This window comes from Pseudorhizobium flavum (assembly GCF_044142885.1).
Taxonomy (GTDB): domain Bacteria; phylum Pseudomonadota; class Alphaproteobacteria; order Rhizobiales; family Rhizobiaceae; genus Neorhizobium; species Neorhizobium flavum.
In genome coordinates, this window is record NZ_JBIOKZ010000001.1 from 504,041 (window position 1) to 516,282 (window position 12,242).

Sequence of the window (12,242 nt, forward strand, 5' to 3'; positions counted from 1 at the left end):
CGTCAATCCTCCCTTAGACGCGTTCGATGATGGTGGCGGTGCCCATGCCGGCGCCGATGCAGAGCGTGACCAGGGCGGTGTTCAGGTCACGCCGCTCCAGTTCGTCGAGCACGGTGCCGAGGATCATGGCGCCGGTGGCGCCGAGCGGGTGGCCCATGGCAATCGCGCCGCCGTTGACGTTGATCTTGTCGTGGGGAATGTCGAAGGCCTGCATGTAGCGCAAAACGACGGCGGCGAAGGCCTCGTTGAGTTCGAAGAGGTCGATGTCGGCAAGCGACATGCCGGAGCGCTTCAGGAGCTTTTCCGTGACGTCGACCGGGCCGGTCAGCATCAGCGCCGGATCGGAACCGATATTGGTGAAGGCGCGGATGCGGGCGCGCGGCTTGACGCCGAGCGTTTCGCCGCCGGCCTTGGAGCCGAGGAGGACGGCTGCGGCGCCATCGACGATGCCCGACGAATTGCCGGCATGGTGGACATAGGTGATCTTCTCGACTTCCGGATGGGCCTGAACGCCGACGGCCTCGAAGCCGCCCATCTCGCCCGGCATCTGGAAGGAGGGGTTGAGGGAGGCCAGCGACTGCATGTCGGTCGACGGGCGCATGTGCTCGTCCCGGTCGAGGATGACGAGGCCGTTCTGGTCCTTCACCGGGATGACGGACTTGTTGAAGTAGCCCTTTTCCCAGGCATTCGCCGCGCGCTTCTGGCTCTCGACCGCGTAGCCATCGACGTCGTCGCGGGAGAAGCCGTACTTGGTGGCGATCAGGTCGGCGGAGACGCCCTGCGGCATGAAATAGGCCGGGAAGTTCACCGACGGGTCCATGTACCAGGCACCGCCGGACATGCCCATGCCGACGCGCGACATGCTCTCCACGCCACCTGCGATGACGATGTCGTCGGAGCCTGCGGCGACCTTGCCGGCGGCGAAGTTGACGGCGTCGAGGCCGGAGGCGCAGAAGCGGGAGATCTGCATGCCGGGGGCGGCGAAGGAATAGCCAGCTTCGAAGGCGGCAGCCTTGGGGATGACGGCGCCGGCATCCATGACCGGATCGACGCAGCCCATGATGATGTCGTCGACGGTGGACGTGTCGAGGCCATTCCTGTCGCGGATGGCTTCCAGCGTCTTCGCCGCAAGGCGGACGGAGGGAACCTCGTGCAAGGATCCATCCTTCTTGCCGCGGCCGCGCGGCGTGCGGACGTGGTCGTAAATGAAGACTTCGGTCATGGTGTCATCTCCCTGGGTGGCAACCGGGTTGCCAGAAACGTGGTGCAATGGGGAGGGCTTCACCCCTCCCCCTCTCCCGCATGGGGAGCTTTAGGATCAGAACGCTTCCGCGGCCAGTTCCATCATGGTGTCGGCGCCGGTTTCAATGCGAGCCTTGCGCAGAGCTGTTTCCGGCATGATGCGCTCCATGTAGAATTTCGCGGTGACAAGCTTGTTCTTCAGGTAGTCCTCGCGTGGATCGCCGGCGGCGATACCCGCCTGGGCGGCCTTTGCCATCTTCGCCCACATGTAGCCGAGGGTGACGAGGCCGAAGAGGTGCATGTAGTCGGTCGAGCCGGCGCCGGCATTGTCGGGCTTGGCCATGGCGTTCTGCATGAACCACATGGTGGACGCCTGCAGGTCGTTCAAGCCCTTCTTGAGCGCCTTGGTGAACGGCGCCATAGCCTCGTCTGCACGGTTTTCCTCGCAGAAGTCGCCGATCTCCTTGAACATGGCCATGACCGCGCGACCGCCGTTCAGCGCCAGCTTGCGGCCGACGAGATCGAGCGCCTGGATGCCGTTGGCGCCCTCGTAGATCATCGCGATGCGGGCATCGCGGACATACTGGCTCATGCCCCATTCTTCGATATAGCCGTGGCCGCCGTAAACCTGCTGGGCCATGACCGCATGGTCGAAGCCCTTGTCGGTCAGGACGCCCTTGAGGATCGGCGTCGCGAGGCCGAGCAGGTCGTCGGCGTTCTGGCGTTCGGCAGCATCTTCCGACCGGTGGGCGATGTCGGACTTCAGCGCCGTCCACAGCATGAAGGCGCGTCCGGCTTCGTTGAAGGCCTTGATGGTCATCAGCGTGCGGCGGATATCCGGATGCACGATGATCGGGTCGGCCTTCTTTTCCGGCGCCTTGGGGCCGGAGAGCGAACGGCCCTGGATGCGCTCGCGAGCATAGGCGACGGCATTCTGGTAGGCGGTCTCGGCAATAGAGAGACCCTGAAGGCCGACGCCGAGGCGGGCCTCGTTCATCATGACGAACATGGCCGCGAGGCCCTTGTTCTCGGCGCCGATCAGATAGCCGGTCGCCTCGTCATAGTTCATCACGCAGGTGGAATTGCCGTGGATGCCCATCTTGTGCTCGATGGCGCCGCAGGTGACGGAGTTGCGATCGCCGACAGAACCATCCTCGTTCACCATGAACTTCGGCACGATGAAGAGCGAGATGCCCTTGGTGCCTTCCGGCGCACCCTCGATGCGGGCGAGCACCAGGTGGATGATGTTGTCGGTCATGCCGTGCTCGCCGGCGGAAATGAAGATCTTCTGGCCGGAGATCTTGTAGCTGCCGTCGCCATTCGGCACGGCCTTGGTGCGCAGGAGCCCGAGGTCGGTGCCGCAATGGGGCTCGGTCAGGTTCATGGTGCCAGACCAGGTACCCTCGACCATCTTCGGCAGGTAGGTCTGCTTCTGCTCGTCGGAGCCGTGGACGAGGATCGCCGCAATCGCGCCCTGGGTCAGGCCCGGATACATCATCAGCGACATGTTGGCGGAGGACATGTACTCGCCGACGGCGGCGTGCAGCGTGTAGGGCAGGCCCTGGCCGCCGAACTCTTCCGGCACGGCAAGTCCGATCCACCCACCCTGGCAATATTGGTCATAGGCTTCTTTGAAACCCTTAGGCACAGTGACCGTACCATCGTCATGACGCGTGCAGCCTTCCTGGTCGCCGGAGAGGTTGAGCGGGAAGAGTGCTTCCTCCGCAACCTTCGCAGCTTCACCCAGGATCGCCTCGACCATGTCGGGAGAGGCATCGGCGAAGCCCGGCAGGTTGCCGTAGCGCTCCAGGCCGAGAACGTCGTTCAGTACGAAAAGGGTATCGTTTACCGGAGCCTTGTAGACAGGCATGGTCGAGCTTCCTCCATAAACCTCGCACGGACATGAGGGTCCGCCATCATGTCTCCCACAAATAATTGACGTTTGCGTAAACGTCAAACAGCGCTCATCGGTTTTTTTTGATGCTCCGTCGCGCGGCCCTACACTGCCGGTCTTCCCGCGGCGAAGGCAAACGTAGCGCAAAGGTTAAAAAAGTCTGCCGGATTTAACGGCTTGTTTACCACGTTTGGCGAAATTGCACCTGGAGAAGGCCCGTTGGCAGCACCTGCGGCCGATCCATCAGAATTCCCGTCGCCAAGCCGGACAACCTGGAACGAGCAGCGAAATGAATGGTTCACGATCGACACATCCCCTTCACGGAGACAGATCGTCGCTAGACGCGCTGAACAGGACCATTGAAGGGCTGGAGGCGCGGCTGGAAGGGCTCATGCAGACCCGGGACAAACCGCGTCAGTCGAGCGGCGACAAGGGCCATCCCGCCAGGGCGCCGCAGTTGCCGCAGACAACGGCCCATCGCGATCCCCTGCAGGAAATCCGCGAGCGGCAGCGAAGCCTTGCCGGCACGCGAATCCCGGAAAGTGACCGCCGCCCGGCACCGGAGCGCACATCACCGTCATTTCGCCCTCCGCTCGAGCCGCGCAGGCCCGCGGCGCGACCGGGCGTAGCCGAAGCGGGCGCCACGCCGCGCTCCACCCACATGCCCCAATCCGACGGTCATTCAATGCATGAGGTGGTGGAAGCGATGGCCGCCCTCCGCAAGGAGATCAGGCAGGATGTCGCCCAGGAGATCGCGCGCGAGATCGGCGGGCTGCGATCGGAGATCGGCAGCCTTCGCACGAGTTCGGGCCGGCCCCACATTGACGATGATGTCAGGGCGGACCTTGCGCGCCTCGCGGACGGAATAGATGCGCTGGGTCACCGTGGCGGACCTGCAGCAGATGCGCTTCGCGACGAATACGAGCAGTTGCTGGCGGCGGTCGATGGACTGGCGCGAGAGGAGACGGTGCAGCGGCTGGACAGCCGGTGGGACGGGCTGGAGGAGCGTCTTCTCGACCTCGATACCCATGCTCTGCGCGAAGAGCTTGTGGGCCTCGCCTATCGCATCGACGACATCAAGGGGCAGCTCGGCACCATGAGCGACAGCCCCGCCATCCGGGCGCTGGAGCAGAAGCTCGTCGCCGTTGCGACCGCAATGGAGCAACTCGGTTCGCGGATGCAGCCGAAGGACGAGGCGTTGAACGAGCAGTTCGCCATTCTGGACGAGCGGCTCGACGAAATCAGCCGCGCAATTGCTGCAAGTGGCCGGGCTGCCTCCGCGCCGGCCATGGATCATGCGCTTCTCGAGCGGCTGGAAAACCGGCTCGGCTCGCTGGCACAGCAGATCGATGCCATGGCCGTCGGTGCGAGACCCGATGCGACACGGCTCCTGTCCGAGCGGATCGAGGGATTGTCCGAACGGGTCGAACAACTGGCCGGTGACCAGGTCCTGCGCCTGGAGGAACGGCTGGACCAGCTTTCGCAGATGCTAACCCAGACTTCCAGGGGGCAGGATGCCGACCTGGCCGACTTCCTGGGCGAGATCTCGAGCAAGGTGGACCGTCTGGGGCAAGGGGTAGGAAGCCACGACCTTGTCGAGCGGCTGGACCGCCTGACGCAGCAGATCGAGGAGATCGACTACCACCGGGCACACGCCCAGCAGTCGGGGGACCCGGCGGCATTCGACCGGATCGAGGACAGGTTGAGTGGCATCGCCGCCAGACTGGACGAGGCGACGCTTGCGCCGGCGGGTGACAGCGCCGCGCTGCAAAACCTGGAGGCGCAAATCGCGCATCTGTCGACGCTGATCAGCCAGCCCGGAAGCCACGCGGGTGCGATGCCCGAGATGGACAATCGGGTGACCCAGCTCGAGAACTATCTGGCGACGAACGACGAATATATCCTCGAAGCAGCAAGGCAGGCCGCAGAGGCCGTACTCGATAACTTTTCCCGGCAGGGCCATGGCTCGGCCAATCCCGTCGACATGAGTGCCGTGGCCGCCCTTGCCGAGGATCTTCGCCATCTGGAAGAACTGACCCGCAGCAGCGAGGAGCGCTCCCAGCACACGCTCAACGCACTTCACAGCACCCTGGTGCAGATCGCCGACCGGCTCGATACGATGGAGGATCGCTTCGCGCAGCCTCTTCCGCAACACCCGGCAACAGAGAAATGGCAGCAGGGGCCGAATGCGGCGCCCCGCATGCAATTTGCAGCTCCCGAGGCGACATCCCGTGCAGAGGCGCCGCGCGAAGCGGACCGGTTTCACGCCGACCTGTTGAACTCGCTGACCAGCAGCACGGCCCATGCTGCCCCTGCCGCCTCCCGGCCGCCGGTCCTCGATGAAGACGCAGCGGCAGCCGACGCAATGGTGGATGAGTCGACCATTTCGCCCGAGGCGCCCGTCGCCGTGGGAGAGCCGGGTGAGGAAAAGGGCGGGCTCCTGAACAAGATCACCAAACGGCTGCGGCCCGGCCAGAAAACGGCTGCCGCCACGCCCGGACGAACCGTTGTCGATCCCACACCCCCGCTCGCGCCGGTAGACCTATTGCCGGCCGAACAGCAGAACGAGCCTCTGGAGCCAGGCTCCGGTGCGCCGGACGTCCGCAAGATCCTCGAGCGGGTTCGCGCCAGCCAGGCGGCAGCCGCCGGACGGGGTCCGGTGACGGAGTCGGATCGCGCCGATTTCATTGCTGCGGCCCGCCGTGCCGCCAAGGCTGCAGCCCTGGAGACCGACCCGGCCACGGGCGGCGCCGACAGGGTCTCGTCCTCCGGAAAGAGCGGGGCCGGCAAGGCCTCTGCAAGCGCACTGGCCCGGCATCGCCGGCCGATCATGATGGCGGTGGGCGCGGTCCTGCTGGTGCTGATGACCGTGCCGCTGGTCAGAACGTTGACCGGCGGGGGCGAGGTTCTCCCGCCGCCGCCCGCACCGATGGAAGCACCCGCCACCGACGCTGCGCCCGCAGCGACCGAGGGCGCGGCGGAGACGGCCGCTGTGGCCGAAGCAGAGCCGGAGCTGAACGCCGCCGCTGCCGTTCCGCTTGCTGCTGTTGAGGAACCGCCGGCCGAGGACGCGGCTGCTGACATGGGCACGGCCGCGGACACGACAGAGGAGGTAGCTTCCGATGCGGCCGCGGAACCAGAGGCGACCGCCACTGACCCGGTGGAGATTGTAGCGGCTGAAGAGGCAGCGCCTCGTATCGTGGTACCTGCCTCGATCGGCCCGAAGCCGCTGGCGGAGGCGGCCGAGTCGGGCGATCCGCTCGCCCTTTTCGAAATCGGCGCTCGCTACACCGATGGCCGCGGCGTCGCAACGGATCTCTCCGAGGCTGCGAACTGGTACAAGCTGGCGTCCGACAAGGGCTTTGCTCCGGCACAGTACCGGCTGGCAAACCTCTTCGAAAAAGGGACGGGCGTCACCCGCGACGTCGACAAGGCGATCACCTACTACCGGCAGGCAGCCGAGGCAGGCAATGCCAGCGCCATGCACAATCTTGCTGTTCTCCATGCCTCGGGCGCAACGGGCGAGCCTGACTATGTGAAGGCCGTGGACTGGTTCAAGAAGGCTGCCGACCTCGGCGTTTCCGATAGCCAGTTCAACCTTGCCATTCTTTATGCCCGTGGCAATGGCGCACCGCAGGATCTGGTCCAGTCCTACAAGTGGTTCGCGATAGCCGCGAAGGGCGGCGATCAGGATGCCGCCCAGAAGCGCGACGAGGTGGCCAAGGCGATGCGTCAGGACCAGGTCCAGGCCGCGCGTGCTGCTGCCGACAGCTGGAAGGCGCAGCCCCTGAAGGCGGAGGCCAACGAGGTTACGCTTCCCGACGGCTGGACCAACGGAACGCCGTTGACCACCGGCTCCGTCGATGTGGAAAAGGCGATCCTCAACATCCAGGCCATCCTCAACAAGAGCGGCTTCGACGCCGGGACGCCGGACGGCAAGATGGGGCCGAAGACGACGGAAGCGATCAAGGCATTCCAGACGTCCGTGGGACAGGAGCCGACGGGCAAGGTGAATGACGCGCTGGTGAAGGAACTTCTGAAGCGCAACGCATGAGCTGCCGGCGCTCCCCGCGCCGCCAGTGTTAATCACGATGCCACAAAAAGGCGGGAATGGCGGCATATCCCGCCCGCCTTCCGTTGACTAGGCACGGTATCGGGCGCAAGACAGAAGCTTCCGGAACCTGCCTTCGAGCAGGGCCAATTTCCCGGCACTGGCGCGGAATTGCATCCGTCTGGCGGAACCGCTCCCTTGCCGCGGCGCCATCGTGTTTGAGGTTCGGCCGTGACCGTCTATCTGCCGATCGCAGAGCTTTCTGTGAACATCTTCATCATCCTGGGGATGGGTGCGGCCGTCGGCTTCCTTTCGGGCATGTTCGGCGTCGGCGGCGGCTTCCTCATCACGCCGCTCCTGATCTTCTACAACATCCCTCCCGTGGTCGCGGTCGCGACCGGCGCCAACCAGGTGGTCGCATCCTCGATATCGGGCGCGATCACCCACTTCCGGCGCGGCACGCTGGACGTCAAGCTCGGCACAGTGCTGCTGGTGGGTGGCCTTGCCGGGGCAACGATCGGGATATCCATCTTCTCGTGGCTCAGGCGCCTGGGCCAGCTGGACCTGTTCGTCTCGCTTCTCTACGTGATCCTGCTCGGCACCGTCGGCAGCCTGATGCTCAGCGAGAGCGTGCGCGCGATGCGGCGGACGGCGCGCAACGAGCCACCGCTCGCAAAGCGGCCCGGCCAGCACATCTGGGTGCATCGCCTGCCCTTCAAGATGCGCTTCAAGAAGTCGAAGATCTATCTCAGCGCCATCCCGGTGCTCGCGCTCGGCTTCGCGATCGGCGTACTGACCTCGATCATGGGTGTCGGCGGCGGCTTCATCATGGTGCCGGCGATGATTTACCTCTTGCGCATCCCCACAAACGTGGTTGTCGGGACGTCGCTGTTCCAGATCATCTTCGTCACCGCCTACACGACCATGGTGCAGGCGGCGACCAACTATTCCGTCGACATCGTGCTGGCGACGATCCTGATGGTTGCCGGGGTCATCGGGGCGCAATACGGGGTGCGGGTCGGGCAAAAACTGCGCGGCGAGCAATTGCGCGCCCTGCTTGCGCTCCTCGTGCTCGCCGTCGGCATCCGCCTGGCTGTCGCCCTCGTCGTTCCGCCTGACGATGTCTACTCGGTCGCGGTGGGGAGCTTCGCCTACTGATGCTGACCTTCCTGCGCATGCTTGCCGTCTCCAGCCTGATCCTCGCCGCTGCGCCGGCAGTCGCGCAGGTCCCCTTCGGGGAGGCCTCCGCCGTCAAGGAGGGGCTGGAGATCGGGACGTCGACAAATGAGATCGCCATTACCTCCGACTTCCGGGGTGCGGACCTCACCGTCTTCGGGGCGCTGACCAATGCCGACGAACTGTTCCTGGCGATCGGCCAGTACGACGTGATCGTCACGCTGGAAGGCCCACGGGACTACGCCACGGTGCGGAGGAAGGAGCGCGTGCTCGGGATCTGGATGAACACCGAGTCCATGACCTTCGAGCAGGTGCCGGAATCCTATTCGCTTGCCAGCACGCGCGAGATCGACGCGATCGACGAGGCGCCCTCGCTCAACAGCATCGGCGTGGGGATCAACCACCTGGCGTTGACGCCGACCGGCTATCTGGGAAATGCGGTCAATCTTTCCGAATTTCGCGAGGCCTACCGGCGGCTCAAGCTTTCCAGCGGGCTTTACCAAAGGGACACGAGCGGCGTGCGCTTCGTCAGTTCCAGCCTGTTCCGCGCCTCGCTGCGGCTGCCCGCCAACATTCCGGATGGCGTCCACACTGTCCGGGCCTACCTCTTCAAGGGCGGCGAACTGATCTTTGATCGGGAACTGCCACTAAGGGTCGTCAAGACGGGCATCGAACAGGCGATCACGGACGCGGCGCGCAATCGCCCGATCGCCTACGGCTTCCTCTGCGTGTTGATCGCCGTCATCACCGGCTGGGGCGCCAGCCTGGTGTTCCGGAAGGAGTGAGCGGCTCACGAACCGCGCTTCTGGAGGAAGGCCGGGTGCGAGCTGCCCGGCCTCCCTCGTCGCGTTACATCGCCTGCAGAACGGCAATGTCGCGGATGTCGCCGTCGGCGCCGGTGATGTCGGCGGTCTTCGTCGCCTTGCCGCTTTCCAGATCGACGGTATGAAGCGCGCCGCCGGCAACCAGCCATGCGGTGTTCTTGCCATCAGCCGTGGTCTGCACGTCGAAGGCGTAGGTTGAAGGCATGCCTTCGCCACCGAGCTTGCCGATCGCCTTCAAGGTGCCGTCGTTGGGCTTCGTCTGCTGGATAAGTCCGCCGATGTTGGCATCGATGTTGTACATCGCCGTTTTTTCCGGCTTGCCGTAGGAGTTTATGTAGGCGGCGGCGACGATGTTCGGCTCCTCGCCCTTGTGCATGTCTCCGTCCTCGAAGGCGAGGCTGCCGTCTACCGTCACCTCGCCGGTGTCGGGATGAACGCGGTGGTTGGTGGTGCCGGTCATGTAGCGGAGCCGGTCGGCCATCGGGTTGAAGTCGACGACGACCGGCGCATCGCCGATTGTCAGCGGCTTGTCCATCTTGGCGACCTCGGTCGCAGCACCGGTTTCCATATCGATGGTGACAATGGTGCTGTCAGGGGTGACGCCGACCAGCGTGTTGTTGGACGGGCGAAGGTCGATGCCGACGAGGCGGTCGACGCCAGTAACGTCCATGGTTTCGGAAACGGCCGGGTTGTCGGTATCGAACATCACCAGCGTCTTGTCGCCGACGAGGCCGACGACCGGCGCGGCGGATGCGGCAGCCGAAGTGGCGGCGAGGACGCTGGAGGCGATCAGAACCGTGCGCAGTTTCATCATGTCTTTTCTCCCGTTGAATCTAGCGTTGTGAGGCAATCGGCGCTTGATGACGTCCTGCCTCACAGGGAAGACCCGCCAGCGGGTGCGTTTGGATGCAGTCAGAAAAAATAAAATCGGCGGCGCATCCGGAAGCCGTCACGGCGTGTATTAGTTACGTGACGAAAACAGTGGATGCGGGAGACGTGACTTGAGCCTGGCGGAACTGCCGACCGACGATCTGGCCGTGCTGCTGGTTGCCTGTGGCCGCGGCGAGCGCAGCGCGTTGAAGCGGATCTTCGATACGGAAGCGGGGCGGCTCATTGCCTTGGCCGAACGGATCCTGCGCCGGCGCGAACTGGCCGAGGAGGTTGTGCAGGAAGCCTTCCTTCGCATCTGGACCAGCGCCCGGCAGTTCGATGGGACCCGCGGATCGGCACGCGGCTGGATTTACGCCATCGTCCGCAACCGGGCCCTCAATGTTCTCAGGGACGGGCGCAGGGAAGACACTGTTGAAGAGGATCGGTTGGAGGCGCTGCGCGAGGGTGAGCAGATGGGTCATATCCTGTCCGCCTGGCAGGCGCTTGATCGCAACAGCCGACTTCACGAGTGCCTTGCGGCACTGGACGACAGGAAGCGCCGCGGGATTCTGCTCGCCTATGTCGGCGGTTATACGCATGGCGAGATCGCCGGACGGCTGAAGCTGCCGCTCGGCACGACGAAATCGTGGATCCGCCGGGGGCTCTCCGCGCTGCGGGAGTGCATGGCATGAGGTTCGACAATACCACCATACCCGAGATTGCCGACGAGTATGTGCTTGGTCTGCTCGACCCGGCGGAGCAGCAGGCGGTGGAGCAAGAGGCGGACAAAAATCAGACCTTGCGGACAGCAATCGCCGCAAGCCGGGAGCGCTACCTGCCGCTCGACCTGACCGTTGAACCAGCCGCCGTACCGGCTGGACTCTGGGGACAGATCGAAGCAGGGTTGGCGGATGGCGATACAGCCGTGCCGCTTGGAGGCGCGACGCTTGCACCGGAAGCTGTGCTCATGCCTTCCGCCAATGACAACCGTCGCTTCGGCTGGCGGGCGGCGGCTCTCTCTTCCATGGCTGCATCGCTGGTGCTGGCCGTCACCCTGATCTGGAGCCTCGGGCGCCAGGTGGATCCCGTCGTGATCGCCGTGCTCCTGAACGAGGCGGGCGAAGTGCAGGCGGTGGTCGAGGACTTCGGCAACGACACTGCCCAGATCCGCCTTCTCGCCGACATCAGCGTGCCGGAGAACAAGGCGGTGGAGGTCTGGACGCTGCCGTCCCGCGATATGGGCCCCGTCTCGCTCGGCCTTCTCGAGGATGGTGGCTCATCTCGTCTGAAAGGCCCGCCACTTCCCCTGCCGCAGGCTTCGCAACTCTACGAGATCACGCTCGAGAACGCCGGAGGTTCGCCGACGGGCCGTCCGACCGGACCGGTTCTCGCCAAGGGCTTCGCACAGCCGCCCCGATAGTTTAGCCGAGAAGGTTGGCATAGCGGACGGAATAGATGCGGTCGCGGCCGAGCAGGTGGGCGACGAGCGCCTGGCGGTCGAACAGGCCGTGCATGGCCTTGTGGTTGAGATCGAGGCCACCGGCCAGCACGCCGAAGGCTGGCATCAGCAGCCGCGTTCCGTCGGTGGCGAAACAGGGGCGACGAACGTATTTTTCGCGGCGGCGGACAGTGGCCGACGGGTGCAGGTGACCGGCGATCTCGCCCTTGCCGACCGTGAGGCTCGGTTCGTGGCGGAATACGAGACCGCCGTAGAGCAATTCGTCGACGGAGGTGCCGGGAAGAGCGGTCGTGCCGTCCGGGTCGTGGTTGCCGTTAATCCAGATCCAGTCGCGGCCTCGGGCCATCGCGCTGACCAGCGCCCTGAGGTCATCCGGCAGGTGGGCTGATCCCTTGCGATCGTGGAAATTGTCGCCGAGTGAAATTACCGTTTTCGGATCATAGCGTGCGATAACAGCGGCCAGGATGTTGAGCGTCGCGATCGTGTCGTAAGGCGGCAGCATCATGCCGCGGCGCGCGAAGGCCGCGCCCTTCTCGAGATGGAGGTCCGAAACAACCAGCGCACCGGCGTCCGGGAGGTAAAGCGCGCCCAGCGGATCGCAGACCGCTGCCACGCCGTGGACAGCGGTTTCTTCCGATCCAGCCTGGCGGCCCGTCAAGGTTGCTGTACGGGCGGCAAGCCCGAGGCGGTTCATCAAGCGTCTGTCTTTCCATGGCGCGAAGGGCA

Annotated in this window: 9 protein-coding genes; 5 read left to right on the forward strand and 4 right to left on the reverse strand. The window is 64.8% G+C overall.

Annotated features, from left to right (window positions below; all coding sequences use genetic code 11):
- Positions 1-13 precede the first annotated feature (13 nt).
- Both ACEPP2_RS02335 and ACEPP2_RS02340 read right to left on the reverse strand, forming a co-directional pair.
- Positions 14-1,222 (reverse strand): acetyl-CoA C-acetyltransferase, encoded by a 1,209-nt coding sequence (locus ACEPP2_RS02335; RefSeq protein ID WP_142588195.1) that lies wholly within the window; start codon positions 1,220-1,222, stop codon positions 14-16.
- Positions 1,223-1,318: 96 nt separating this feature from the next.
- Positions 1,319-3,112, reverse strand: a complete 1,794-nt coding sequence (locus tag ACEPP2_RS02340) for an acyl-CoA dehydrogenase C-terminal domain-containing protein (protein ID WP_395515670.1) — start codon at positions 3,110-3,112, stop codon at positions 1,319-1,321.
- A 415-nt stretch (positions 3,113-3,527) separates the two neighbouring features.
- Between ACEPP2_RS02340 and ACEPP2_RS02345 the strand changes: the two genes are divergently transcribed.
- The 3 genes from ACEPP2_RS02345 (at position 3,528) to ACEPP2_RS02355 (ending at position 9,148) form a co-directional block, all read left to right on the forward strand.
- On the forward strand, positions 3,528-7,190 hold the full coding sequence (locus ACEPP2_RS02345) for a peptidoglycan-binding protein (RefSeq protein ID WP_395515671.1): 3,663 nt from the start codon (positions 3,528-3,530) through the stop codon (positions 7,188-7,190).
- Between the two features lie 228 nt (positions 7,191-7,418).
- Positions 7,419-8,345: a sulfite exporter TauE/SafE family protein gene (locus ACEPP2_RS02350; protein ID WP_395515672.1), complete on the forward strand. Its 927-nt coding sequence runs from the start codon at positions 7,419-7,421 to the stop codon at positions 8,343-8,345.
- Positions 8,345-9,148, forward strand: coding sequence for a TIGR02186 family protein (locus ACEPP2_RS02355; protein WP_077547522.1), 804 nt, complete (start codon positions 8,345-8,347; stop codon positions 9,146-9,148). Before ACEPP2_RS02350 ends, ACEPP2_RS02355 begins: the two co-directional genes overlap by 1 nt.
- A 64-nt stretch (positions 9,149-9,212) precedes the next feature.
- Here ACEPP2_RS02355 and ACEPP2_RS02360 read toward each other — a convergent pair whose 3' ends face one another.
- On the reverse strand, positions 9,213-10,001 hold the full coding sequence (locus tag ACEPP2_RS02360; RefSeq protein ID WP_281978099.1) for a DUF4394 domain-containing protein: 789 nt from the start codon (positions 9,999-10,001) through the stop codon (positions 9,213-9,215).
- 193 nt (positions 10,002-10,194) lie between these two features.
- Between ACEPP2_RS02360 and ACEPP2_RS02365 the strand changes: the two genes are divergently transcribed.
- Together ACEPP2_RS02365 and ACEPP2_RS02370 are read left to right on the forward strand one after the other, a co-directional pair.
- Positions 10,195-10,749, forward strand: coding sequence for a sigma-70 family RNA polymerase sigma factor (locus tag ACEPP2_RS02365; RefSeq protein WP_395515799.1), 555 nt, complete (start codon positions 10,195-10,197; stop codon positions 10,747-10,749).
- Positions 10,746-11,477 (forward strand): anti-sigma factor, encoded by a 732-nt coding sequence (locus tag ACEPP2_RS02370; protein ID WP_395515673.1) that lies wholly within the window; start codon positions 10,746-10,748, stop codon positions 11,475-11,477. The genes ACEPP2_RS02365 and ACEPP2_RS02370 overlap by 4 nt, the downstream gene beginning before the upstream one ends.
- A gap of 1 nt (position 11,478) precedes the next feature.
- Here ACEPP2_RS02370 and pdeM read toward each other — a convergent pair whose 3' ends face one another.
- The gene (gene pdeM, locus ACEPP2_RS02375; protein WP_281978225.1) at positions 11,479-12,210 is read right to left on the reverse strand and encodes a ligase-associated DNA damage response endonuclease PdeM; all 732 of its coding nucleotides are present in this window, start codon (positions 12,208-12,210) and stop codon (positions 11,479-11,481) included.
- Between the last annotated feature and the right edge of the window lie 32 nt (positions 12,211-12,242).